Origin of the sequence: Streptomyces musisoli (assembly GCF_016741855.1) — a bacterium.
Lineage (GTDB): Bacteria > Actinomycetota > Actinomycetes > Streptomycetales > Streptomycetaceae > Streptomyces > Streptomyces musisoli.
On the sequence record NZ_JAERRH010000020.1, the window covers coordinates 18,983 to 43,120 of the forward strand.

The following is a 24,138-nucleotide window of genomic DNA, read 5'->3' on the forward strand; positions in this document are numbered from 1 at the left end:
TACGGCGTCTTCTGAATGGCGTTTTCGCAGGTCAGGGCATATCTCGGGGCTTGACAACAGCAACCGGAACGTGCTGCGAGCGGCCTGCGGAAGCGGGTATTCGCAGGTCGGAGGGGCTCTCCGGGCGAGGGGAAACGCGTACGTTACACACCCTGACAGCCCGTTCCAAGTGGCGGAACGTCCCGATTTGTCCGGTCTCAAGCGTACGACTTCCGCTACTCCGTTCGGTGACCGGAGGTCGATGTGAGACGAATCCAGAATTGATCAACGGCTGTCGGAGGGGTCCCCGATGATCAATATCCGGAGGGCCGCGCATTCCTTCACGGAATTTTCGCGAGGCGCCGTGAGAGGCGGACACCGTCGCGTTATGTGAATGACAGACGAGCGGCTCCGCAATGTGACCGTGGCGTCACTTGCGCCCCGCGGGGTACCCCCACCTGGAGGGAAGCCCGGGGCTCGGGGGAGGGTCGGGTGCGATGGCGTGGGAACGGCTCGGTAACCTAAGGCCGCTGACAGACACTTAGGGTGGCTTTATAAGGGAGCCGCCCGTGCGTTCAAGGAGTTGCCGCCGCCGTGAGCAGCAGCCTTCGACGCGGCGCCCTCGCCGCCTCCGCCATCGTCTTCTCGATCGCCTCGCTCGCCGCCTGTGGCGCCGGCAACAACTCGCAGACCCTGGAAGTCAAGCCGGACAACGCGGCGACGACCGTGGGCGACATCAAGATCCAGAACGCCACGATCATCACCCAGCCCGACCTGAAGGCGTCCGGGCCGGCCGCGGTCTCCGCGACCGTGTTCAACTCGGGCAGCTCCGAGGAGACGCTCCAGTCGATCGCCGTCGCGGGCTCGAACGAGACCGTGCAGCTGACCCCCGCCAAGGGCCAGAGCCTGACCGTCCCGGCGCACGGCTCCCTGGTCATCGGCGGCAAGGACAACGCCAACGCCCTGATCCCGGGCGGCCGCGAGTCGGTCCAGGACGGCAATGCGCAGAAGGTCACCTTCACCTTCAGCAAGGCCGGCGAGGTGAGCCTGAACGCCTTCGTGGTCCCGGCCACCAGCTACTTCGACAAGTGGGGCCCGACCGAGATCCCGTCGCCCTCGGCGCCCGCCTCCCCCTCGGCGTCCAAGCCCGGCGCCCCGGGCGCGTCGAGCAGCGGCAAGCCGGAGAAGAGCGGCAAGCCGACCCCGTCCGGCTCCGCCTCCGGCACGCCGGTCACCCCGGGCGACTCGGCCTCGCAGTCGGCCGCCGGTCACTGACCAGCCGTACGCCGGAGGGCGGCACCCCGTGCGGGGTGCCGCCCTCCGGCGTAGGTGCCTGCCCTCGGAAGCGGCTCATGGCTCGAACTCGCCCAGGCTCTACGGCTCGAACTTGTAACCCAGACCGCGCACCGTCACCAGGTACCGCGGCGCACCCGGGTCCGGCTCGATCTTGGCGCGCAGGCGCTTGACGTGGACGTCCAGGGTCTTGGTGTCGCCCACGTAGTCGGCGCCCCAGACGCGGTCGATGAGCTGCATGCGGGTGAGTACGCGGCCCGCGTTGCGCAGCAGCATCTCCAGCAGGTCGAACTCCTTCAGCGGGAGGTCGACCTTGGAGCCGCCGACGGTCACCACGTGCCGGTCGACGTCCATGCGGACCGGGCCCGCCTCCAGCGCGGCCGGGGTGACCTCCTCCGGCTCACCGCGGCGGCGCAGCACCGCGCGGATGCGGGCGACCAGCTCGCGCGAGGAGAAGGGCTTGGTGACGTAGTCGTCGGCTCCTATTTCGAGACCGACGACCTTGTCGATCTCGCTGTCCTTCGCGGTCACCATGATCACGGGGACGTTGGAGCGGCCGCGCAGCTGGCGGCAGACCTCGGTACCGGGCAGGCCCGGCAGCATCAGGTCGAGGAGGACCAGGTCGGCGCCGTTGCGCTCGAACTCGTCCAGGCCGTCGGGGCCGGTCGCCGCGACGGCGACCTCGAAGCCCTCCTTGCGGAGCATGTACGACAGGGCGTCGGAGAAGGACTCCTCGTCCTCGACGACGAGCACTCGGGTCACGGAAGGACCTCCGGGGCAGGAAGCGGTTCGTACGGGGATGACTCGGTGGTGCCGGCCTCGTCGTCGAGGTCCGGATGCTGTTGGGCGCGGTCGCGGGCCGCGCCCGCCTCCGGCAGCCTGAGGGTGAAGGTGGAGCCCTGGCCTTCGGCGCTCCAGACCGTGACCTCCCCGCCGTGCGAGGCGACCACGTGCTTGACGATCGCGAGCCCCAGACCGGTGCCGCCGGTGGCCCGGGAGCGGGCCGGGTCGACGCGGTAGAAGCGCTCGAAGATGCGCTCCTTGTCCCGGTCGGAGATGCCGATGCCCTGGTCCGTGACGGCGAGTTCGATCAGGTCACCGCCGGGGGCGGTGACCCGGCGGGCGGCTATGCCGACGCGGGTGCGGGCCGGGGAGTAGTTGACGGCGTTCTCGACCAGGTTGCCGAGCGCGGCGGCCAGCTGCCCGCGGTTGCCCCAGACGTGCAGGTCGGCGGCGCCTCCGGCGGCCATGGTGATCTGCTTCGTGCCCGCCTGGTGGCGGCAGCGGTCGATGGCCTCGGCGACCAGCTCGTCCACCCGGACGGGCTCGGCGTCCTCCAGCGGGTCGTCGTTCTGCACCCGGGAGAGGTCGATCAGCTCCTGGACCAGGCTGGTCAGGCGGGTCGCCTCGATCTGCATGCGGCCGGCGAAGCGCTGTACGGCCTCGGGATCGTCGGAGGCGTCCATGACGGCCTCGGAGAGAAGGGAGAGCGCGCCGACGGGCGTCTTCAGCTCATGGCTGACGTTCGCCACGAAGTCGCGTCGCACCGCCTCGATCCTGCGGGCCTCGGTCAGATCTTCGACCAGCAGCAGAACCAGGCGGGAGCCGAGCGGAGCCACACGCGCGGAGACGGCGAGGGCCTCGCCGCGTCCGGTGCCGCGCCGCGGCAGATCCAGCTCGACCTGGCGTATCTCCCCGTCCCGTCTGGTGTCCCGGGCCATCTGGAGCATCGGCTCCACGGAGAGCTTGCCGCCGCGCACGAGCCCGAGGGCGTAGGCGGCGGAACTGGCCTTGACCACGGCGTCGGCCTCGTCGAGGACGACGGCGGAGGAGCGCAGCACCGAGAGAACGGTGTCCACGCCGGGCGGGAGTACGGGATCGGTGTGCAAAGAAGTCCTGGTGGGTCGCTTCTGGTCGCGTTCGCTCCAGCGGAACGCCAGCATGGCGATGACACCGGTGAGCGCCCCGGCGATCGCTGCCGCTGCGGCGACCGCCGCGTTCACGTCCATGCATCCAGGTTAGGCATGGCGTACGACATGACCACAGCCGTCCAGGTGCGACCTCGAACACTCGTCGCCCAGAGTTCACCTTGGAGCCAGTATTGGTTCATTTGGGGTGGCGGAAACAGACGCGTGCGGGGCACAGCGTGGCAGCGTGGGGTTGGTACCACCGGTTTCGCCGGGAGGCGCACGCGTGCCGCGACGCCCCCGGACCCCGAATGAACCCCGGACGATGACGCACGAGAGGGAACCCTGATGCGGGACGCGTACCACGAGGAACTTGACTCGATCGGCGACGGACTGGTGGAGATGGCCCGGCTGGTCGGGTCGGCCATCGGGCGCGCCACGACCGCCATGCTCGATGCCGATCTGAAGCTGGCCGAGAGCGTGATCGAGGCCGACCAGAAGGTCGACCAGCTCCAGCACGACCTGGAGGCCCGGGCGATAGCCCTGCTGGCCCGGCAGCAGCCGGTGGCGACGGACCTGCGGATCGTGGTGACGTCGCTGCGCATGTCCGCGGACCTGGAGCGCTCCGGCGACCTCGCCCAGCACGTGGCGAAGCTGGCGCGGCTGCGCTTCCCGTCGCGCGCGGTCCCGCAGGACCTGCACGCCACGATCCTGGAGATGGGCCAGCTCGCGCAGCGCCTGATGGCGAAGGCCGCCGAAGTGATCATCACGAAGGACGTCGACCTCGCGCTCCAGCTGGAGCAGGACGACGACGAGATGGACCTCCTCCACCGCACCCTCTTCCAGCACCTGATCGACGACCGCTGGAAGCACGGCATCGAGACGGCCGTCGACGTCACCCTGCTGGGCCGTTACTACGAGCGGTACGCCGACCACGCCGTGGCCGTCGCCAAGCGCGTGGTCTACCTGGTCACCGGCGAGCACGCGGACGACCTCCAGACGGACATCCAGCCGGTGACGGGCGTCGAGGGCGCGTAACTCCCGCGGGAAGCGGGGGCCTTTCCGGCCGGGCGCCTCCGTGCGCCGTTGATGCGCCCGGCCGAACGGGCATGAAATGGGCGAGGGCACCCCTGCCCCGAGGTCTAGGAGGGACCCATGGCCGAATCCCCCGGAACGACCCCCGACCCCACCCAGGAGCGCGAGACCGAGCAGTCCGTCGAGATCAGGAGCCTGCCGCTGTTCGGCGCGTGCGGCTGCGGATCGGGCTGCGGCTGCGGGTGCCAGTCGGGCAATCCCTGCCAGTGCGGCTGAACGACGTCGGGGCCGGTGCGAACGCGGTTCGCACCGGCCCTCCGCCACACCGCGAACGCACCGGCCGCAGGACGTCGCGGAAGGCACCGGCCGCCGGCCGTCCCTGACACGCGCCGGCCGCCGGACGTCCCTGACACGCGCCGGCCCCTCAGCGGCCCAGGCGCAGCGGCCCCTCGCCGTCCCGCATGAGACCGGCCCTTCACCCGCAACCGGTCCACCTCGTTCCCCGGCCCGCACCGGATGCCCATCCCGGCCGCCGGGCGCAGCATGGACGTGTGTGAAGGACCGGCGGGAAGGAGACGTGGCCATGGCCAAGTTCATGGACGTACACCGCGGAATGCAGGGCATCACGGCCGACCAGCTGATGGAGGCGCACCGGGCCGACCTCGCCATCCAGGAGGAGGAGTCCGTGCACTTCGAGCACGCCTGGGCGGACCCGGAGTCGGGTCACATCTACTGCCTCTCCGAGGCCCCCTCGGCCGAGGCCGTCCAGCGCGTCCACGAACGCGCCGGGCACCGCGCGGACGAGGTGCATCCGGTACCGCTCCAGGTCTGAGGACGCCCGCGAGGTCTGAGGACGCCCGCGCCCGGTGCCGTACCCCCGGATTCCCGGTCTCAGATCATGCGCGCGCGGTCGTGCAGATCCTCCAGGGCGCGGTGGAGCGTCGTCCTCCGGTGCCAGTCCAGCCACGCCCCCGCCTCTTCGGCGATCCGGTCCAGCGCGCCCAGTTCGGCCGCGGTGTAGGCGTGGCCCGGGCGGGCGTGGTGGGTGGAGAACATGCCCTGCGGCTGGCCCCCGGCCCCCGGGATGGGCGTGCTCTGAAGGGAGCGGCAGTGGGCGGCGAGCAGTACGGCCCGTGAGTCCTCGTCGAAGTAGGGGGCGGTGACGACGTCCTCCACGACGACGCGTTCGCTCTTGCGGGCGGCCTCGCCGCAGGCCGTCGTGACGGCGTCGTCGATCACCGCGAAGAAGCGGACGAAGACGTCGGGGAAACCGCAGTGGGATTCCAGCCACAGCGTGTTGTCGGACCGGTCCAGGAGCTGGACGTCGGCCATCCGCGCGTGCGCGACCGCGCAGACGGCGTCCCGCAGCGCGTCCAGGAAGGCCGCCTGGGTCAGCGGCAGGGCGCCCGGTGAGCCGAGGAAGCCCACGGCGGGCTGGGCGGTGGGGCCGGTGTCCGGGAAACCCGGCTCGCCGGGCCCGGGCCGCGGTGTCCTGGTGAGCTCGGCGGCCAGCACCGCCCGGGTCATCCCGTGCGCCCGGGCGACGGCCCGCAGCAGGGTGCCGGCGGCCTGTGGGTCCCGCAGGCCGTACCGCTCCACCAGAATTCCCTGTGCGCGGGCGATGCAGGCCTGCGCGAGCAGTCGGTGGCGCAGCCGCAGGGCGTGCGGGCGCAGCGCGGCACCCGGCTCCGCGCCCGTACCGGAGGCGGCGGCGGTGGTGACGGCGGCGGTCAGCGCGTCGGGCACCGTCGGATACAGCTCGGGTCCGGCGGCTCCGGTGCCGCGGGCGCGGTCCATGACGGCGGCCGCGTCGGCGGGGCAGGCGGCCAGCCGCAGCAAGCGGCCCCGGGCGGCCCCGGCGGCGGCGAACCGGAGCAGGATCTCGGCCGCGTCCGGGGACAGCCGGTCCAGGCTGCCCAGGTCGACGACGAGCTGGGTCTCCCCCTGTGCGGCGAGGGCCAACTCCAGGGCGGTACCGACTCCGGTGTCTCCGTACACCGCCAGCACGGTCAGCCGGCCCGTCACCAGGCCAGGCAGGTCCACGTCAAGCACAGTCCGGCAGGAGAAGTTCGGCATGACGGGCCTCCCGCCTGTATGCCTGCCGCCCGCCGCGAGAGCCCGGGGTCGCACGGCTCGCCGCCCCGTGCGCGGCCCGGCACCTTCAGGCTAGTCCGGTACGGAGGGCAAGTCAGCCTGACCGGATCCGGTACGCCGCCGAGGACGGGGTGTGGCCGTAGGCCGGGCTAGTCCGGTACGGCAGGCGAGTCAGCCTGGTCCGGGATCGGTGCGCCGCCGAGGACGGTTTCCGGCCGCAGAGTGCGGCGGACCAGGGCGTGGGCGGTGTCCGTCAAGCGCGCATGGCCGTGTTCGGCGTACCGGCGCAGGGCCTTGCGGGCTTCCCCGAGCGTGAGACCGCCGGCCTCGGCGAGCATGCCGGTGGCCATGTCGACGGTCGCTTTCGCGGCGAGCGCGACCTGGACGCGGGCGCTGATGTCGGTGGCACGCGGCGCCTCCGGACGCCAGCTGACCAGGGCGACGGCCGCGACGTCGACGAGTGCCTGGGCCAGCTCCACGTCCAGCGCCGAAAGACCGCCGGGCCTGCGCAGCAGCAGGTTGACCGCGCCGACGGTCTGCCCGTGTACGCGCAGCGGGAGGGCGTGCAGGGAGTGGTAGCCGCACCGAACCGCGAAGGGGGCCACGGCGGGCCACCGGTCGGCGCTGTCCTCCAGATCGGGTACGTCGAAACGGCGGCCTTCCCGGAAGGCGTCCAGGCAGGGGCCCTCGTCGGCCTGAAGCTGGAAGAACTCCAGGAAGGCGGCCCGCTCCTCGGTGACCGCCATCGTGCGCAGGTCACCGCGGGAGGTCACCGCCAGGACGCCGACCGCGTCCGCGCCGGCGAGGTCGACGCAGTTGCGCGCCAGCCGGTCGGCCAGGACGACGGGGTCGACGTCGTCGGCGAACGAGTCGGCCAGCCCGACGAGCGCCTCGGCGAGCTGCTGTTCACGGCCCATCACCGTTCACCGTCCCTTCCCTCGTCACCGCTGTCCCGCTCGCCGTCCTCCCCGACGGGCCGTTCGGGGCCGTGTTCGCCGTACCGCCCGGTGTCACCGCCCTGCGGACGGCCGGGATCACCGTCGTACGGCCGGCCGGGGTCGCCCCCGTACTCGTGGCCGGTGTCACCACCGTACGGACGGCCGGGATCACCGCCGTACGGACGGCCGGGATCACCGCCCTGCGGACGGCCCGGGTCGCCGTACGCCACCGCTTCGTCCCGCGCCTCGGGCTCGTCGTAGGCCACCGCTTCGTCCCGCGCCTCCGGCTCGCCGTACGCCACCGGCTCGTCGTACGCATCCGGCCGGAAGCTCAGCCGGCGGGCCAGGACGTCCCGGGCCACCTGGCTGACCGTGCGGCCCTCGGCGTATGCGCGGGCCCGCAACCTGTCCAGGGACTGCTCGGGATCCACGTCCAGCTGCACCATCACCATGCCGACCGCCTGGTAGACCTCGGTGTGGTCGGCCTCCGACGCCGCCACCCAGGACGCTACCTCGTTCTCGGTGTCCTCACCGGTGTCCTCCCCGGTGCCGCCGTGGTCGCCGGCCTGGAGGTTCATCAACGCGAAGGTGACCGCGTCCCGCACCCACAGCGCCGTCCGCAGGTCCGGTTCCGCGAGCCCGCCCGACCGGTGGCTGTACAGGTCGAGCGTGCCGACGGCGGCCCCGCTGACGCCGAGCGGCAACGAGAACACCGCGCGGACGCCGAGGCCAACCGCCTCGTGCGCGAAGATCGGCCAGCGGCGGGCGTCGGGGCCCCGGCTGAGGTCGGCCGCGATGATCGGGGCGCCCTCGTCGAGCGCGCTCTGGCAGGGGCCGTCGCCCACGGTGTACTGAAGCTCGGCCAGCCGGGCCGAGACCCGGTCGCTGGCGCACCACGTCATGCGGATGCCCGTGCCGCCGGAGATCGACACCGAGGCCCCGGAGATCGGCAGCAGCCGCACGCAGGCGGCGCAGAGCGCGCTGGGCACCGCCTGCGGATCGTCGGCACCGCGCGCGGCGGCGGCCAGCGTCTCACTGACCCGTAGCCGGACTTCGGCATCGGGGGGCAGGCCACCACCGGCCGACGACCCGGATCCCTCGGGCGGCATGACATCACCCCCGGTGCGACAGACGCTCCACCGACATGGACCACCAGTATCCCGGCACCGTCCGAGTTCCCAGCGCAGGAAAAGTAACTGCGCGTTTTCCACCCGTACGCCGACCCGCGCCCGACACCGGCCGCCGACACCGGCCGCCGACACCGACGCCGCGTGTACGCACACCTCATGCCGTCCAGCCAGGAACGCACCCGAAAAGCCGTGGCTGCCGTCTTCGAGGGCGCATACGCTCCCGTCCGCTGAGGCAGGACGGCGAGATGTCCGACGAAGACTCCACCGAGTCCTACACGCTGCTCTGCGACGACCCGTCCCACGAGGTGGTGCTCGTCGACTGTGGGCCCCGCGAGATGGATGTGATCCTGGCGGTGCGAAAGGTGACCGGGCAGAGCTTGTGGCACAGCCGGGTCCTGGCGCGCCAAGCCCCCGTGACCCTCCTTGGGGGTCTGTCCGCGTGCAGGGCCCAGTCCGCTGTCGCCGTGCTCCAGAGCGCCGGCGCCAGAGCGGAGTGGAGACAGGAGCCGGAGCCCGGAGAGCACGCGGCCCCATCGCCCTGACGGCCCAGAGGCAGCGAAAACCCCCTGCCGGCGGAGGAACCGCAGACAGGGGGCTTGATCAGTGGCCGGGTTACTTCTTCTTGCCCTGGTTCTTGACCGCCTCGATCGCGGCCGCGGCCGCCTCGGGGTCGAGGTACGTGCCGCCCGGGGTCACCGGCTTGAAGTCGGCGTCCAGCTCGTAGGCGAGCGGGATGCCCGTCGGGATGTTCAGGCCCGCGATGTCGGCGTCGGAGATGCCGTCCAGGTGCTTGACCAGGGCGCGCAGGCTGTTGCCGTGGGCGGCGACCAGGACCGTGCGGCCGGCCAGCAGGTCGGGGACGATGCCGTCGTACCAGTACGGCAGCATGCGGACGACGACGTCCTTGAGGCACTCGGTGTCCGGGCGCAGCTCCGGCGGGATCGTCGCGTAGCGCGCGTCGTGCGCCTGGGAGAACTCGGAGTCCTCCGACAGCGGCGGGGGCGGGGTGTCGTACGAGCGGCGCCACAGCATGAACTGCTCCTCGCCGAACTCGGCGAGCGTCGCCGCCTTGTCCTTGCCCTGGAGAGCGCCGTAGTGGCGCTCGTTCAGGCGCCAGGAGCGGTGGACCGGGATCCAGTGGCGGTCGGCGGCCTCGAGGGCCAGCTGGGCCGTGCGGATCGCGCGCTTCTGGAGGGACGTGTGGACCACGTCGGGCAGGAGACCGGCGTCCTTCAGGAGCTCGCCGCCGCGGACTGCCTCCTTCTCGCCCTTCTCGTTCAGGTTCACGTCCACCCAGCCGGTGAACAGGTTCTTCGCGTTCCACTCGCTCTCGCCGTGGCGGAGGAGGATCAGCTTGTACGGTGCGTCGGCCATGGTCCTGAGCCTACCTAACGATCCTGCGGGCCGCGTCGCGCGTGTGGGCCCTAACACACCTGACCGCAGAAGGCCTGTTCGCGCGCTCTGCCCTGCACCAAAATCGGGTTAACTCGTGTACAACCTTTCAGAACATTCATCTGTCTGGTAATCGCCAGAAGGATCAGGCGGCAGGAAGAGGAGCACTGAACGTGACCGTGCGTTCCTTTGCGCGGCGGATGCGACCGCGAGTCGAGCGGAAGGCCGCCGAGCGGGTGTGGCAGCTGCGTACCATGCGGCGGCGCCGCAAGGCAGCGGTCACGGACCCGGTGCTGCGCCCGGTAGCGGTGCGTGGCCAGCAGTTCTACGGCCGTGTCGTCGACCGGTTCACCGCGGCCGAGGCGGCCGCGTCCAACCTGGATCTCGTGGTCTCCGCACTGGAGCAGGAAGGTATTTCCTACTTCCTGGTGCCCACGTCCCGGACCCGCTACACGGTCGGCGTGAACATCGTCGACCGGGAGCGGATCCTCGCCGCGCTGGAGGCGCGGAACGCGGGTACGGCCGTGTTCATCGGCCGCCCCCTGCCCGGCGGCCAGCTCAAGCACCCGGCGCTGTTCCTGGACGGCGTCCTGCCCCCGCAGCTGCGCACGGCCCCCGTGCTGCGCGTCGGCGAGAACCTCCTCGGGCCCGCCGGCCAGCTGCTCGCCGGACCGGAGCTGGCCTGCGACATCGAGTTCTGGGAGGACGGCGCAGCGCTGCTCGCCACCGCCGACGGGCCCCGGCGCCTGGCCAAGGTGCAGCCGCAGGCCTCGGAGGACGTCTTCGCCGAGTCGCTCGTCACGCCCCGCAACAACGGCGTGACGGACGTGCTGCCGGCGAGCGAGCAGAAGCCCGCCACCGTGCGGGTCGGCGAACGGGAGCTGCCGAGCTTCGTCCCGCTGACCCTGCCGACCGTGAACCAGGTCACCTTCCCCGTGGACGTCGTCTACACCTGGGTCGACGGCGAGGAGCCGGCGATGCAGGCGAAGCGTGCCCAGTACCAGGGGCGCGGCATCGCCGAGATCCTGGACAAGGAGACCAACGCCTCCCGCTACACCAGCCACGACGAGCTGAAGTACTCGCTGCGCTCGCTCGCGATGTACGCCGACTTCGTGCGGCACATCTACATCGTGACCGACGGCCAGAAGCCGCACTGGCTCGACGACACCGCCGAGGGCATCACGGTCGTCGACCACCGCGACATCTTCCCCGAGGGCGTGCTGCCCGTCTTCAACTCGCACGCGATCGAGACCCGGCTGCACCACATACCGGGCCTGTCCGAGCACTACCTGTACTTCAACGACGACGTGTTCGTCGGCCGCCGGGTCACCCCGGAGCACTTCTTCTTCGGCAGCGGTCTGATGAAGGTTCCGGTCTCCCCGCTCAAGATCGGTGTCGGCAAGCCGCACGCCGAGGAGACCGCGACCAACTCCGCCAGCAAGAACGTGCGGCAGCTGCTGCTGGAGAAGTTCGGGCGGATGACGACGAACAACTTCATGCACACCCCGCTGCCGCAGCAGCGCGGGGCGCTTCAGGCGCTGGAGGAGCTGTTCCCGGAGGACGTCCAGCGCACCACGGCGTCCCGGTTCCGCTCGCCGCAGGACATCGCCATGACGGCCCCGCTGCTGTACCAGTACGCGCTGATGACCGGCCGTGGCGTGCCCGGCAAGTTCAGCTTCCGGTACGTGAACATCAGCCGGCCGGACGCCGACCGGCGCCTGAACGACCTGCGCCGCAACCGCCGCTTCGACTTCTTCTGCCTCAACGACGTCGACGTGCCACCGGAGGAGCGGGAGCAGGTGAGCGTCCGGATGCACGAGTTCCTGGAGAACTACTTCCCCTTCCCGAGCCCCTTCGAGAAGCAGAACTGACGGGCGCCACGGTCATGGCCATCGACATCCGCCACAAGCTCGCGGCGCCGTCGCCCGGTCTGCGGGCCGCCCGGGACCTCCTGCTGCACCTGCGGCTGTGGCTGTCGGCCCGGTTCTGGGCGCTGCGCACGGCCCCGGCTCGTCGCCGGCTGCGCGGCGCCGTCCCGGGGCTGCGTCCCACCGGCCGCGGACCCGTGCGGCTGTACGGGCGTACGGTCTCCGGGTACACGGCAGCCGAGGCCGCAGCCGACGACCTCCAGCAGGTGTGCGACCTGCTGGAGGCGGCGGGTGTGCCGTACTTCCTGGTCCCCGCCGAGCGGGGGCCCGGGGTGCCGCGGCCGGTGGTCGGGGTGGAGGAGTCGTACCGTGGCGCGGTCCTCGGCCGCGCCCGTCAGCACTTCGCCCGCACCGCCGACTTCGTCGGTGCGGTGGGTCCGGACGGTGCCGTGACGCGGGCGGTGCTGTGGGCCGACGGGAGGCTGCCGCGGGGGCTGCGCGGGGCGCCGGTCCTGCGGATCGGTGTCGTGCGGCTGGGGCCCCGGGGGCAGGTGCTCTCCGGTCTGGAGGCGGGCTGCGACATCGAGTTCTGGCGGTACGGCCGGGACCTGGGCGCGGAACCCGCGTATCTCACCGTGCCGGGCACCCGGCTTCAGGACGATTTCGGCCCGGCGCTGGTCGCTCCGCGCCGCAACGCCGTCTCCGAGGTGCTGCCGGCGACGGCCTGGCAGCCCGCCGCGGTGGCGGGGCAGCAGCCGGCGGTGCCGGGGCAGCGCCTGGACCCGGTGGCCGGGCAGCAGCCTGCCGTCACGGTCACCGGGCAGCACGCCGACGCGGTGGCCGGGCAGCGGCCGTCCGCCCCGGCGGGGCAGCGGCCGGCCACGCCGGTGGAGCGGCAGTCGGCGGCGGTCGCGGGCGCGCCGCGCGGTGTGCCGACGTTCGCGGCGTTCGCCGAACCCGGCATCGACCAGGTCTGCTTCCCCGTGGACGCCGTGTACACCTGGGTCGACGGTGACGACCCGGTGCTGGCCGCGAAACGCCATGCCCACCAGGCGGTCTCCGACAACGTCATCGCCCCGCGCGAGACCGGCGCCTCCCGCTACACCAGCCACGACGAACTCAAGTACGCGCTGCGGTCGCTGGAGATGTACGCCGGCTTCATCCGGCACATCTACCTGGTGACCGACTCCCAGACGCCGGCCTGGCTGAACCCGGACGCGGCGGGCCTGACGGTGATCGACCACCGGGACATCCTCCCGGCGGACGCGCTGCCCGTGTTCAACTCGCACGCGATCGAGAGCCGGCTGCACCACATACCGGGGCTGTCGGAGCACTACCTCTACTTCAACGACGACGTCTTCATCAACCGCCCGGTGGGGGCCGAGAGCTTCTTCCACGGCAGCGGCATCGCCCGCATCCCGTTCTCCCCGCTCAAGCTCGGGGTCGGTGCCCCGCACCCGCTGGAGCCGGCGCCGAACTCCGCGGGGAAGAACACCCGCGAGGTGATCCGGCGCTTCCACGGCAGGTACATCACGCACAAGTCGCTGCACACCCCGCATCCGCAACTGCTGTCGGTCATGCGGGAGATGGAGGGCCTCGGCATCGAGGAACTGGAGCGGACGTCGTACTCGCGTTTCCGGTCCACCGCCGACGTCGCCCCGGCGTCCACACTGCACCACCACTGGGCGATCGCGACGGGCCGGGCCGTTCCGGCCGACTACAGCTTCCGGTACGTGCAGCTGGGCACGCCGGACATGCGGCGGCGGCTGGCCCGGCTCGCGGCCGGCGAGGACGTGGACTTCTTCTGCCTCAACGACGTGGACACCGACCCGAAGGACCGGGCGGCGGCCCAGGCGGCCATCCACGCCTTCCTCGAGCGCAGGTTCCCCTTCCCGAGCCGCTTCGAGCGGGTCTCGCGGACCGCCGCGTACCCGGCGGAGCCGCGCGAGGTGTCCCGCAGCCGCCCGGCCGCGCGTCGGGTGGGGCGGCCCGGGCGGCAGGCGCAGCCGGCCGGGCTGAAGGAGGCCCGGCGGGTCGATTGACGCGACCTGCTAATCCAGTGGCACCCCCGACCCCCGCGTTTGTAATTTGTGACGGCCGCTTGAGCCGCTTACAGACGTGGGGGATCGTCGATGTCACCAGCCCGTGTGAGACGTGCCGTCCGGGAGTCCGTCTCCGGGCTTCCCCGTGAGTTCTGGTGGCTGTGGACCAGCACCCTCGTCAACCGGCTGGGTGCCTTCGTGGCCACCTTCATGGCCCTCTACCTCACGCTCGACCGCGGCTACTCCGCCTCGTACGCCGGGCTCGTCGCCTCCTTGCACGGGCTCGGCGGGGTCGTGTCCTCGCTGGGCGCCGGGGTGATGGCCGACCGGCTCGGCAGGCGGCCCACACTCCTCGTGTCCCAGACCGCCACCGCCGTCTCCGTCGCCGTGCTCGGCTTCATGACCGACCCGGCCGCCATCGCCGCCGTCGCCTTCTTCGTCGGCATGGCCTCCAACGCCTCCCGGCCCGCCGTGCAGGCGATGCTGGCCGACATCGTCCGCCCCGAGGACCGGGTGCGCGCCTTCTCGCTCAACTACTGGGCCATCAACCTCGGCTTCGCCGTCTCCTCCATGGCCGCCGGGTTCATCGCCGAGTTCAGCTATCTCGCCGGGTTCCTGATCGAGGCCGGGATGACCCTGGCCTGCGCGGTCGTCGTCTTCGCCAAGCTGCCGGAGTCCCGGCCCACCGCCACGGCCCGCGAGGCGGATGCGGACGTCGGTCTCGGCACGGTGCTGCGAGACGGGCGGTACATGGCCGTCGTCGGGCTGTCCTTCCTCGTCGCCCTGGTCTTCCAGCAGGGCTCGGTCGGGCTGCCGGTGGCCATGGGACGGGCCGGGTTCTCCGCCGCCGACTACGGTCTGGCCGTCGCCGTCAACGGCGTCCTGATCGTCGCGCTCCAGATCCCCGTCACGCGTTTCATCGAGCACCGCGATCCGCGCACGCTCCTGGTCGCCTCCTCGGTCCTGGCCGGGTACGGCTTCGGGCTGACCGCGTTCGCCGGGTCGGTCGGTGTCTTCATGCTGACCGTGTGCGTGTGGACCCTCGCCGAGATCGTCAACGCCCCGACCCAGACCGGTCTCGTCGTCCGCCTCTCCCCGGTGCACGGCCGCGGGCGCTACCAGGGCGTGTACACCATGTCCTGGTCTCTCGCCGCCCTGGTCGCCCCGCTGATGTCGGGCGCGGTCATCGACCGCCTCGGCGCCGAGTGGCTGTGGGGCACGTGCGCGGCGGTCGGCACGGCGGCCGGCCTCGGCTACGGCCTCCTCATGCGCCGCCTGCCCCCCGAACCCCCGGTGCCGGCCGCGGCGCCGGAACAGGCGGACACGGAGGCCGGGGTGCGTACCGCCCAGGCGGCCGGCGACGCCGCCCGGCAGCAGTGACCCAGGTCACTTCCGTCCGTGTCACATCCGCCCGGGCGCGGGCGTCAGTGAGGTGTAAGCAGCCGCCACCACACAGGAGCAGGACATGGACGCTCGCCTCAACCTCTTCGCCAGTCCCGTCGCCCAGCAGGTCTTCAAGCACTTCAACGCGGCGGGCAAGGCGATCGCGGACTCCACGCTGCCGGCCGCCACGCAGGAGCTGGTGAAGATCCGTGCCAGCCAGATCAACGGATGCGGGTTCTGCACCGACATGCACACCAAGGACGCCACCGCGGCCGGTGAGACCGCCACCCGGCTGCACCTGGTCGCGGCCTGGCGGGAGGCCACCGTGTTCACCGAGGCCGAGCGGGCCGCCCTGGAGCTGACCGAGCAGGCGACCCGGATCGCCGACGCGTCCGGCGGGGTGACCGACGAGGCGTGGGCGGACGCCGCCAAGCACTACGACGAGGAGCAGCTCGCCGCCCTGGTGTCCATCATCGCCGTGATCAACGCCTACAACCGGGCCAACGTCATCGTCCGGCAGCCCGCCGGCGACTACGTGCCCGGCATGTTCGGCTGACGGCCGACCGGCCCGGCTCACGGGTGCATCCGTGCGCCCTTCAGCACCTCGTCCACACCGCACCGCGGGCCGTACACCGCCAGCCCCACCAGGTCCAGGCCACCGGGGCTACCGGGGCTACCGGAGCTACCGGGGCTACCGGGGCTACCGGGGCTACCGGGGCTACCGGGGCTACCGGGGCTACCGGGGCTACCGGAGCAGGGTGCGCTGAGCCTCGTGCAGGTTGCGCGGGCGCACGGCGTCCGTGGTGCCGTACAGCTCCAGGCGGGAGTGCAGGTCGCCGGTGAAGTCGGGGAGGTCGGTCTGGTCGAACTCCCTGACCTCGTTCAGTCCCACCGTCGCCGAGTACGGGGCCAGGCCGTCGATCCTCATCAGGCCCGCCCGGCCGTTGGTGACCCGGATGTTCCAGTGGGTGAACCGCGCGCCGAAGAGCGGTCCCGCGCTTGCGTCCCCGCCGTGCCGGCCGTCGTTGTTCACGGTGATGTCGGTGCGGACGTTGGCGAAGGGCAGCCCGCGGTGGCTGTCGAACGTGCCCATCCGCATGTCGCCGCGCGACCAGACGTTGTACGAGGACAGGCCCTCGACGTTGATGCCGTGCAGTTGGGTGCCGGCGGGCGCGGGGACCGTGCGCTCCTCGACGGTGAAGTCCTCGACCAGGTTGTCGTGGGAGCCCTCGCGGCAGAAGTACGGGTGGTGCGAGCCCCGGCCGGCGACCCGGGTGCGGCGCAGGGTGCAGGCGGAGGCGGCGACCAGGCCGAAGCCGTTGTCGACGTGCCGGACCGTGACGTCGTCCACCCAGCAGTCGTAGGCGCACTGGAGGACGACACCGTTGTAGCCCTTGTCGAGGAGGTGGGGCGCCTGCGGGGTCTGGGCCGCCTCCAGGGTCAGCCCCTCGACACCCGATCCGGTCAGCTCCGGCACGTGCGTGGTCAGGCGGGGGTCCCACTCCGGGCGGACGTCCAGCGGCAGGGGGCGTTCGAGGGTGACCCGGCGGCCGTGGACGCGGGCGATGCGGACGGGCCATTCGTAGGGCACGTAGGACGTCAGCTTCGTCTTGTCGTCCCAGACGTACGCCGCCGGGCCGGGGCCGCCGCCCGCCATGTGCCGCAGGAGGGTGTGGGCGGGGTCGTCGGCGAGGCGGAGCAGGACGAGCCGGCCCGGGCGCAGGGCGGAGGCGTCGGCGACCGTGACCGTCCATGAGCCCTGCCGGGCCGGTGCCACGGTCGTCAGGGTGGTCCACTCGTCGCGCCGGTTGCCGGTCCAGCCCTCGAAGGGCCAGGCCCGGGCCCTGATGGCGGTGGTCAGGGAGTCCCAGCGGGCGCTCGGGGCCAGCCAGATCAGGCCGCCCGCCCAGGACCAGGAGGACTTGTCGCCGCCGTAGCGGGAGCCGTAGACGCCGATCAGCTCGGTGAGGTTCTTCGTCGCGTACAGGGCCGTACGGCCGCTGCCGGCGCCGCGCAGGACGACGTTCGAGTCGCCGATGCGGATGACGTCGTCGATCCGGTAGGTGCCGGGCGGGATGGTGACCGTGCCACCGCCGGCCCGTCCGGCGGCGGCGATGGCACGGTTGATCGCGGGGGCGCAGTCCGTGGTGCCGTCGGCCACGGCCCCGTGGTCGGTGACGTCGGCGACGACCCGGCGGCGGGGGAAGCGGGTGGCGCCGCCCCGGTAGCCCGCCCGGCCGATGTACGGGATCTGCGGGTGGGTGAGGGGGGTGCGGCGGAACTCCTTCCACAGGGTGGGGATTCCGGCCGCCGCGTCGGTGGCCGCCACGTCGGTGGCCGCCGCCCGGCCGGCCGTCGCGCCGAGCGCCATCGCCGAGGCGCCGGCCAGCAGGGTCCGTCTCGTGAGGTGCGTGCCGCTCATGTCCACCCGCCGCCCCTTGGGATTCAATCCATATGTGTGAATGACGTTCAGGAATGCGTCGACCATGAGCATGCCACCCTGCCTCTCCCAGCGGAAGGGGTCGGACGGGAACCCGGGACGGTTCGAGGGAAGTGGCCACCGGAGGCACGTCCGGCGAGGGCAACTCCGGTGGGTGGCACGTCCACCGGGGGCGCGTCCGGCGGCACCACGGACGGCGGCACGGTCACGGGAGCAGCGACCTCGAGGACCTGAACCGGCGCATCACGGAACTGGACAAGAAGGTCGACCGGTTGCCGGCCAAGAGGGAACTGGCCGACGCCCTGCGGGCCTTCGCCGACGGACTCGGCCGCGGTGGCGACAACGCCACGCCGCAGCCGGACCCGTCCTGAACCTCCGGTCGGCCCCGGGTCAGTCCGCCGGACGCTCGATCAGGTGCTTGAACGCGTCGAGGTTGCGCGTGGACTCACCACGCGCGACCCGCCAGGCGTACTCCTTGCGGATCGAGGACGCGAAGCCCAGCTCCAGCAGGGTGTTGAAGGCGCCGTCGGCGGCCTCCAGGACCTGGCCGAGGAGGCGGTCGACGTCCTCCGGGGTGACGGAGGCGAGGGGCAGCCGGGCGGTGACGTAGATGTCGCCGAGCCGGTCGACGGCGTAACTCACGCCGTAGAGCTTGAGGTTGCGCTCCAGCAGCCAGCGGTGGACGCCCGGCTCGTTCTCGTCGGGGTGGCGGATGACGAAGGCGTTCAGCGAAAGGGAGTGCCGGCCGACGAGGAAGGAGACCGTCGTGGAGAGCTTGCGGGTCCCGGGGAGCTTGACCACGTAGCTCCCGGGCTCGGGGCTCTCCCACTCCAGTTCGGCGTCCTTGAGAACGTCTTCCAGGACCCGTCCGGCCTTCTCGGCATCACCCATGGTGGGAGCGTACGCGACGGCGGTGGGACTGGGCCGCGGCCGTGTAGACGTCGGCGGTGGCGGCGGCGGCCGTGTCCCAGCCGAAGGACCGGGCGTGCCGTGCGGCGGCGCGTCCCATCCGCGCCGAGAGGGACGGATCGTCGGCGAACCGGCCCAGCAGCCGCGCGTAGTCGGCCGGGTCGTGGCCCTGGACGAGGAAGCCGGTCTCGCCGTCGCGCACGGCCACCGGCAGACCGCCGACGGCGGCCGCGAGCACCGGGGTCCCGGCCGCCTGCGCCTCTATGGCGACCAGACCGAAGGACTCGCTGTACGACGGCATGACGAGGACGGACGCGGCCCGGAACCAGTCCGCGAGCTGCTCCTGGCCCACCGGCGGACGGAACCGCACGACGTCCGCGACACCGAGCCGGGCCGCGAGCTTCTGCAGGCCCTCCGGCTTGGCGAGCCCGCTGCCGCTGGGGCCGCCGACGACCGGGACGAGGAGGCGGGAGCGCAGCTCGGGACGCTCCTCCAGCAGGTGGGCGACGGCGCGCAGCAGGACGTCCGGTGCCTTCAGGGGCTGTATGCGGCCCGCGAAGAGCGGGATCAGGGCGTCCGGCGGGAGTCCGAGGCGGGCGCGGGCGGCGGCGCGGGAGCCGGTCGCGGCGGAGTCCTGCGGCTCGCCTTCGGGGAAGGGGCGGAAGCGCTCCAGGTTCACCCCGGGGTGGACGACGGCCACCTTGGCGGGGTCGGCGGCGTAGTGCCGTGCCAGCTCGCCGGCCTCCTCGGCGGTGTTGGCTATGAGCCGGTCGGCGGCGGCCACGATCTGGGTCTCGCCGATGACCCGGGCGGCGGGCTCGGGGGTGTCGCCGTCGGCCAGGCTGGCGTTCTTGACCTTGGCCATGGTGTGCATCGCGTGCACCAGGGGTACGCCCCAGCGCTGGGCGGCGAGCCAGCCGACGTGGCCGGAGAGCCAGTAGTGGGAGTGGACGAGGTCGTAGTAGCCGGGGCGGTGGCCCGCCCACGCCTGCATCACGCCGTGGGTGAAGGCGCACAGCTGGGCGGGCAGGTCCTCCTTGGCGAGCCCCTCGTAGGGACCCGCGTCCACGTGCCGGACGAGGACGCCGGGGGACAGCTCGACGGTGGGGGGCAGGCCGCCGGTCGTGGCCCGGGTGAAGATCTCGACCTCGATGTTGATCGCGGCCAGCCGCTGGGCCAGCTCCACGATGTAGACGTTCATGCCGCCGGCGTCGCCGGTGCCGGGCTGATGGAGCGGGGAGGTGTGCACGGAGAGCATCGCGACCCGGCGGGGCCTGCGGTACAGCCGGAGCCTCGCGGCGGCCGACGGGGAACGTCGCCCGAGCCTGTTGACGTACTGGCTCACCTGGCGGTCCTCCTTGCTGCCGGCATGCCTGGGAAGGGCCCACCGCACCCTCCAAGGGGGTCCAACAGCGAGCGGGTGCCCTGCCATTTCCCGATCAGGCACCTTTGCCTAATCATTACCTTTTATCGCTCAACCGTTCGATAACACCGTCGTCCCGGCCGCCGCCCCCTCGGCCGCGGGGCACCTCGCCGCCGGACCCGCCCGCACGACGAAACCGCACGTCGACACGGTCCCGCACCCCTTCGGGGCGCACCCCCTTACCCTCGTACGCATGACAGCCCGCGCAGCCTCCCGCCCCGTGGGAACGGTGACGCGCGGGACGACCAACCCCAACCGGCTACGCCGCATGGACCGCTGGATCGCGGCCACGCACGGCGCCGAGCTGCGGCGCGCGAGCGATGCGGTGGCCGTCGACCTGGGGTACGGCGCCGCACCCTGGACCGCCGTGGAGCTGCTGGCCCGGCTCCGCGCGGCGGCGCCCCGCGTCCGCGTGGTCGGCATCGAGATCGAACCGGACCGCGTGGCGGCGGCGCGGCCCTACGAGCGGGAGGGGCTCACCTTCCGGCACGGCGGCTTCGAGATGCCGGTCCCCGGGCGCCCGCTGCTCGTCCGGGCCGCCAACGTGCTGCGGCAGTACGACGAGGCCGAGGTCGCCACGGTGTGGGAGCGGCTGTGCGCGCGGCTCGCCCCGGCGGGCGGCGGCTCACGCGGCGGGCTGCTGGTGGAGGGCACCTGCGACGAGATCGGCCGCCGGCACGTGTGGGTGGCGCTCGGCCCCGAAGGTCCCCGCACGGTCACCTTCGCCACCCGGCTGGGCTCCCTGGACCGCCCCTCCGATCTCGCCGAGCGCCTGCCGAAGGCGCTGATCCACCGCAACGTCCCGGGCGAGCCGGTGCACGCCTTCCTCCGTGACTTCGACCGCGCCTGGGCCGCCGCCGCCCCCTACGCCTCCTACGGCGCCCGGCAGCGCTGGATCCGCGCGGTACGGGACCTGGCGGCCGACTGGCCGGTGACCGACTCCCCCGCCCGCTGGCGGCAGGGCGAAGTGACCGTCGCCTGGGGGGCCTTGGCGCCGGTGCGCTGAGCGCCCGGCACCGGCGCGCGGACCGCCCCCCGCCTCGACGCCCCGAGTCCGCGGAGCGCCTTGCCCACACCGGCACTCCGGCACTCCGAGTCCACGGAGCCCTGCCCACACCGGCACCCCAAGTCCGCGACCCCCCTGCCCACACCGCGCCTCAAGTCCGCGGCCCCCTGCCCGCACCGGCGCCTCAAGTCCGTCTCGGTGACGAGGGAACGCCCTGCGCGCGTCGTTCGTCACATCGGCGGGGAGATCGTCATACCCGGCGGTCGGTGGGGGAATTCCGCTTTCCGACGGCCTCTGTCGCTTTGCGCGCGACCGTGGCACGATCCCTCAGGCGACCGTAAGTTACTGACGGTAAATCAGTTTGGGGGAAGAGGTATGGGTTCGGGCAAGCGCGGCCTCCTCACGGCCGCCCTGACCGTGGTCTGCGCGGTGACCGTCCTCGCGGCACCGGGCGCGGCCTTCGCGGCCCCCGCTCCCACGCCCGCACCGACGACCGGCGGTTCGCCGTCGCCCACGCCGACTCCCCGGCCCGGCAAGGACCTTGAGGAGATCCGCGAGAAGCTGGAGAAGCTCTACCACGACGCCGCCGTGGCCACCGACGCCTACAACGCGGCCGAGGAGAAGGCCAAGAAGCAGTCCGCCGAGATCGTGGCACTGGCGAAGAAGATCGACCAGGGACAGCAGAGGCTGGACAAGCTCAAGAACCAGGCGGGTGCCGCGGCCCGGGACCAGTACCGCACCGGCGGCCTGTCGTCCACCGCCCAGTTCCTGCTCAGCGACGACCCGGGCCAGTTCCTGGACGGCGCGGGCCGGGTGCTCCAGGGCCAGCAGGCGGCGAACAAGCTGATGGCCGAAATGACCCGCACCCAGAAGGACTTGCGGCAGTACGCCGACGACGCCTCCGCCCAGTGGAAGAAGCTGGACGCCAACCGCAAGGCCAAGGCCGCGGCCAAGAAGAAGATCCAGAAGCAGATCGACACGGCCGAGAAGCTGGAGTCCCGGCTGGAGAAGAAGGAGAAGGAACGGCTCGCCCAGCTGGAGCAGGAGGCCGCGAACAAGGCACAGACCGCCTGGCTGGACACCGGCGTCCTCGATGACATCGACGGCAAGGCCACCGCGCAGGGCAAGAAGGCCGTGAAGTACGCCACCGAGCAGCTCGGCAAGCCGTACGTGTGGGGCGCCGAGGGCCCGGCCGCCTTCGACTGCTCGGGCCTGACCTCCCAGGCCTGGGCGGCGGCCGGGCACCCCATCCCGCGCACCTCGCAGGAGCAGTGGAAACAGCTGAAGCACGTCGAGGTCGAGGACATGCGCCCCGGCGACCTCGTCATCTACTTCGACGACGCCAGCCATGTCGCGATGTACATCGGCGACGGCGCGATCATCCACGCGCCGCGCCCCGGGCGCACGGTGACGATCGCGGGCGCCGGCTCGATGCCGATCCTGGGCGTCGTACGGCCGGACGCGTAGGCCGCACGGCCGGGGCGTGCGGGACGGTGCGGTGCCGTCGGGCGCCGTTCGGCCGGGCGTGCTGGACGGCGCGGTGCCGTCGGGCCGTGGTCGCCCGCCGGGTGCGGATCCCGCCGCGGCGGCCGCGGCCACGGGGCGGGGCCGCCTGCCGGATCCGGCCCCGCCCCGGCGGGAATCCCCGTGACGCGTGCCATATACGCCCTCTCGGCACACGCCGCCCACACCCCCGTGACCCAGGCCACGTGACCCAACACACCGCCAAACACCGCCCAAACCCTGGCCGGACGTGAGCTTCGTCATCCCCTCCGGGCCGTCGACGTGTCCAACTGCGGTACGGAACGCGGCATATGACAGCGGCGGGCGCCCGAGCGACGCGGCTCACACCATTCCATCGGGGCGGTCCCAGCCGCTATGGTCCCGGTCGGTGGGTCGAGACCCCTCGACACCGCCGTGCCCTCGGGGGGAGGGAAGGAACCCAAGACGATGCCCGTACCCGTACCGCGGCAGAGAGCGATCCCGGCCGTGGAGAGTGGTCAGGCGCAGGCCGCCCACAGTGTCGGCGGCCCCCTCAAGGAAGAGGCCCACCGCGACGCCACGGCCGTGAACGGCACCGGCGCCACTCTCACCCTGCTGCTGATCGAGGACGACCCGGCCGGCTCGCCGATCGTGCCCGACCTGCTGGACTCGGCCGGCAAGCCGATCCGCGTGCGCACCGCCCGCAACCTCACCGAGGCCGAGCGGCTGCTCACCGACGACGTCCACTGCATCCTGCTGGACCTGGCGCTCCCGGCGCCGGGCGGCAGCGACACCGACGACGAGCTGGCCGTGCTCAAGCACGTCCTCCAGCTCGCGCCCCGGCACGCCGTGCTCGCGCTGACCGCCTCCGGCGACGCCGAGCGCGGCGCCGAGGCCGTGCGCGTGGGCGCGCAGGACTACCTCTTCCGGGACGAGCTGGACGGCCGGCTGCTCAGCCGCGCCATCCGTTACGCGGTGGAGCGCAAGCGCTCCGACACGGCCGAGCGGCGGCTCGCCGAGGGCCGGCTGCGCGCGCAGGAGAACCGGCGCCTTGAGCGCGGTCTGCTGCCCACCCCGCTGCTGGAGGGCTCCGCGCTGCGGTTCGCCGCCCGCTACCGCCCGGGCCGCTCCCGGGCCCTGCTCGGCGGCGACTTCTACGACGCCGTCCGCACCCCGGACGGCACCGTGCACGCCATGATCGGCGACGTCTGCGGGCACGGCCCGGACGAGGCCGCGCTCGGCGTGGAGCTGCGCATCGCCTGGCGGGCGCTGACCCTGGCCGGACTGTGCGGGGACGAGCTGCTGAACACCCTCCAGCAGGTGCTGGAGCACGAGCGCTCCGACGAGGAGATCTTCGCGACGCTGTGCACGGTCGACATCGCGCCCGACGGACGCCGCGCGGGCCTGTGCCTGGCCGGCCACCCGGCGCCGCTGATCGCCCGCCCCGGCCGGCCGGCGCGGCTGCTCCCCTACGACAACAACGGCCCCGCCCTGGGCCTGCTGCCCGGCGCCCGCTGGCCCCGGATGCAGGTGGAGCTGAGCCGCGAGTGGAGCCTGATGCTCTACACCGACGGCCTGATCGAGGGCCGGGTCGGCGCGGACGGGGAGCGGCTCGGTCAGGACGGCATGGTGGAGATGATCCGCCGCCAGCTGTCCGAGGGGCTGCGCGGCGAGGAACTGCTGCGGGCCGCGGTGAGCGAGGTCCGTGACCTCAACGGGGGCGAGCTGACCGACGACGTCGCCGTGGTGCTCCTGGACCGCGCCGGCTGACCGGCACCCGCCGTGCGGGGCGACACCGTCGCCATGGGGGACGTCAC

22 protein-coding genes and 1 pseudogene are annotated in these 24,138 nt (G+C 72.4%); 13 read left to right on the top strand and 10 right to left on the bottom strand.

The window, feature by feature from the left end; genetic code table 11:
* The first annotated feature begins 573 nt into the window (after positions 1 to 573).
* Positions 574 to 1,254, top strand: coding sequence for a copper chaperone PCu(A)C domain-containing protein (locus JK361_RS33530; RefSeq protein WP_201825600.1), 681 nt, complete (start codon positions 574 to 576; stop codon positions 1,252 to 1,254).
* Positions 1,255 to 1,353: 99 nt separating this feature from the next.
* On the opposite strand, the gene phoP is transcribed toward JK361_RS33530, so the two are convergent.
* Together phoP and phoR are read right to left on the bottom strand one after the other, a co-directional pair.
* Positions 1,354 to 2,034 carry a two-component system response regulator PhoP gene (gene phoP / locus JK361_RS33535; protein WP_014673455.1) on the bottom strand — a complete coding sequence of 227 codons (681 nt, stop codon included), beginning with the start codon at positions 2,032 to 2,034 and terminating at the stop codon, positions 1,354 to 1,356.
* Positions 2,031 to 3,281 carry a two-component system sensor histidine kinase PhoR gene (gene phoR, locus JK361_RS33540; RefSeq protein ID WP_201825601.1) on the bottom strand — a complete coding sequence of 417 codons (1,251 nt, stop codon included), beginning with the start codon at positions 3,279 to 3,281 and terminating at the stop codon, positions 2,031 to 2,033. Before phoR ends, phoP begins: the two co-directional genes overlap by 4 nt.
* A 246-nt stretch (positions 3,282 to 3,527) precedes the next feature.
* On the opposite strand from phoR, the gene phoU reads away from it, so the two are divergent.
* The 3 genes from phoU to JK361_RS33555 all read left to right on the top strand — a co-directional run bounded on the left by phoU (position 3,528) and on the right by JK361_RS33555 (position 5,046).
* A complete protein-coding gene (phoU, locus tag JK361_RS33545) occupies positions 3,528 to 4,217 on the top strand; it encodes a phosphate signaling complex protein PhoU (RefSeq protein ID WP_201825603.1) in 690 nt (229 codons plus the stop codon).
* Positions 4,218 to 4,334: 117 nt separating this feature from the next.
* Positions 4,335 to 4,490, top strand: a complete 156-nt coding sequence (locus JK361_RS33550; RefSeq protein ID WP_201825605.1) for a hypothetical protein — start codon at positions 4,335 to 4,337, stop codon at positions 4,488 to 4,490.
* Between the two features lie 307 nt (positions 4,491 to 4,797).
* Entirely contained in the window at positions 4,798 to 5,046 is a 249-nt protein-coding gene (locus JK361_RS33555) for an SCO4226 family nickel-binding protein (protein WP_201825607.1), read from the top strand.
* Positions 5,047 to 5,105: 59 nt separating this feature from the next.
* Here JK361_RS33555 and JK361_RS33560 read toward each other — a convergent pair whose 3' ends face one another.
* From JK361_RS33560 to JK361_RS33570, 3 genes are all read right to left on the bottom strand, one after another.
* Positions 5,106 to 6,257, bottom strand: a complete 1,152-nt coding sequence (locus JK361_RS33560; protein ID WP_201825609.1) for a GAF domain-containing protein — start codon at positions 6,255 to 6,257, stop codon at positions 5,106 to 5,108.
* A gap of 200 nt (positions 6,258 to 6,457) precedes the next feature.
* Positions 6,458 to 7,225: a GAF and ANTAR domain-containing protein gene (locus JK361_RS33565; protein ID WP_201825611.1), complete on the bottom strand. Its 768-nt coding sequence runs from the start codon at positions 7,223 to 7,225 to the stop codon at positions 6,458 to 6,460.
* The gene (locus JK361_RS33570; RefSeq protein WP_236053964.1) at positions 7,225 to 8,355 is read right to left on the bottom strand and encodes a GAF and ANTAR domain-containing protein; all 1,131 of its coding nucleotides are present in this window, start codon (positions 8,353 to 8,355) and stop codon (positions 7,225 to 7,227) included. The genes JK361_RS33565 and JK361_RS33570 overlap by 1 nt, the downstream gene beginning before the upstream one ends.
* 266 nt (positions 8,356 to 8,621) lie before the next feature.
* Here JK361_RS33570 and JK361_RS33575 point away from each other — a divergent pair, with 266 nt between their 5' ends.
* The gene (locus JK361_RS33575) at positions 8,622 to 8,918 is read left to right on the top strand and encodes a ribosomal protein L7/L12 (RefSeq protein WP_201825613.1); all 297 of its coding nucleotides are present in this window, start codon (positions 8,622 to 8,624) and stop codon (positions 8,916 to 8,918) included.
* A gap of 70 nt (positions 8,919 to 8,988) precedes the next feature.
* On the opposite strand, the gene JK361_RS33580 is transcribed toward JK361_RS33575, so the two are convergent.
* Positions 8,989 to 9,750 (bottom strand): phosphoglyceromutase, encoded by a 762-nt coding sequence (locus JK361_RS33580; protein WP_201825615.1) that lies wholly within the window; start codon positions 9,748 to 9,750, stop codon positions 8,989 to 8,991.
* A 191-nt stretch (positions 9,751 to 9,941) separates the two neighbouring features.
* On the opposite strand from JK361_RS33580, the gene JK361_RS33585 reads away from it, so the two are divergent.
* The 4 genes from JK361_RS33585 to JK361_RS33600 all read left to right on the top strand — a co-directional run bounded on the left by JK361_RS33585 (position 9,942) and on the right by JK361_RS33600 (position 15,617).
* Positions 9,942 to 11,639, top strand: a complete 1,698-nt coding sequence (locus JK361_RS33585; RefSeq protein ID WP_201825617.1) for a stealth family protein — start codon at positions 9,942 to 9,944, stop codon at positions 11,637 to 11,639.
* A gap of 14 nt (positions 11,640 to 11,653) precedes the next feature.
* Complete coding sequence (locus JK361_RS33590; RefSeq protein WP_236053965.1) at positions 11,654 to 13,678, top strand: stealth family protein; 2,025 nt, start codon at positions 11,654 to 11,656, stop codon at positions 13,676 to 13,678.
* Positions 13,679 to 13,768: 90 nt separating this feature from the next.
* Positions 13,769 to 15,058, top strand: coding sequence for an MDR family MFS transporter (locus tag JK361_RS33595; RefSeq protein WP_201825619.1), 1,290 nt, complete (start codon positions 13,769 to 13,771; stop codon positions 15,056 to 15,058).
* A gap of 85 nt (positions 15,059 to 15,143) precedes the next feature.
* The gene (locus tag JK361_RS33600) at positions 15,144 to 15,617 is read left to right on the top strand and encodes a carboxymuconolactone decarboxylase family protein (RefSeq protein ID WP_201825621.1); all 474 of its coding nucleotides are present in this window, start codon (positions 15,144 to 15,146) and stop codon (positions 15,615 to 15,617) included.
* Positions 15,618 to 15,634: 17 nt separating this feature from the next.
* Here the strand turns inward: JK361_RS33600 and JK361_RS41655 are convergent.
* Together JK361_RS41655 and JK361_RS33605 are read right to left on the bottom strand one after the other, a co-directional pair.
* Positions 15,635 to 15,721: pseudogene (locus tag JK361_RS41655) on the bottom strand (DUF2000 domain-containing protein); the annotation flags it as partial.
* 85 nt (positions 15,722 to 15,806) lie between these two features.
* Entirely contained in the window at positions 15,807 to 17,483 is a 1,677-nt protein-coding gene (locus JK361_RS33605; protein ID WP_201825623.1) for a glycosyl hydrolase family 28-related protein, read from the bottom strand.
* A gap of 131 nt (positions 17,484 to 17,614) precedes the next feature.
* On the opposite strand from JK361_RS33605, the gene JK361_RS33610 reads away from it, so the two are divergent.
* Positions 17,615 to 17,872, top strand: a complete 258-nt coding sequence (locus tag JK361_RS33610) for a hypothetical protein (RefSeq protein WP_201825625.1) — start codon at positions 17,615 to 17,617, stop codon at positions 17,870 to 17,872.
* Between the two features lie 19 nt (positions 17,873 to 17,891).
* Here JK361_RS33610 and JK361_RS33615 read toward each other — a convergent pair whose 3' ends face one another.
* Entirely contained in the window at positions 17,892 to 18,392 is a 501-nt protein-coding gene (locus JK361_RS33615; protein WP_201825626.1) for a type III secretion system chaperone family protein, read from the bottom strand.
* A complete protein-coding gene (mshA, locus tag JK361_RS33620) occupies positions 18,385 to 19,755 on the bottom strand; it encodes a D-inositol-3-phosphate glycosyltransferase (RefSeq protein WP_201825628.1) in 1,371 nt (456 codons plus the stop codon). Before mshA ends, JK361_RS33615 begins: the two co-directional genes overlap by 8 nt.
* Before the next feature lie 271 nt (positions 19,756 to 20,026).
* Here mshA and JK361_RS33625 point away from each other — a divergent pair, with 271 nt between their 5' ends.
* The 3 genes from JK361_RS33625 (at position 20,027) to JK361_RS33635 (ending at position 24,091) form a co-directional block, all read left to right on the top strand.
* Positions 20,027 to 20,839, top strand: a complete 813-nt coding sequence (locus JK361_RS33625) for a class I SAM-dependent methyltransferase (protein WP_201825630.1) — start codon at positions 20,027 to 20,029, stop codon at positions 20,837 to 20,839.
* Positions 20,840 to 21,214: 375 nt separating this feature from the next.
* Positions 21,215 to 22,306, top strand: coding sequence for a C40 family peptidase (locus JK361_RS33630; RefSeq protein ID WP_201825632.1), 1,092 nt, complete (start codon positions 21,215 to 21,217; stop codon positions 22,304 to 22,306).
* Positions 22,307 to 22,789: 483 nt separating this feature from the next.
* Positions 22,790 to 24,091, top strand: a complete 1,302-nt coding sequence (locus tag JK361_RS33635; RefSeq protein ID WP_201825634.1) for a PP2C family protein-serine/threonine phosphatase — start codon at positions 22,790 to 22,792, stop codon at positions 24,089 to 24,091.
* Positions 24,092 to 24,138 lie beyond the last annotated feature (47 nt).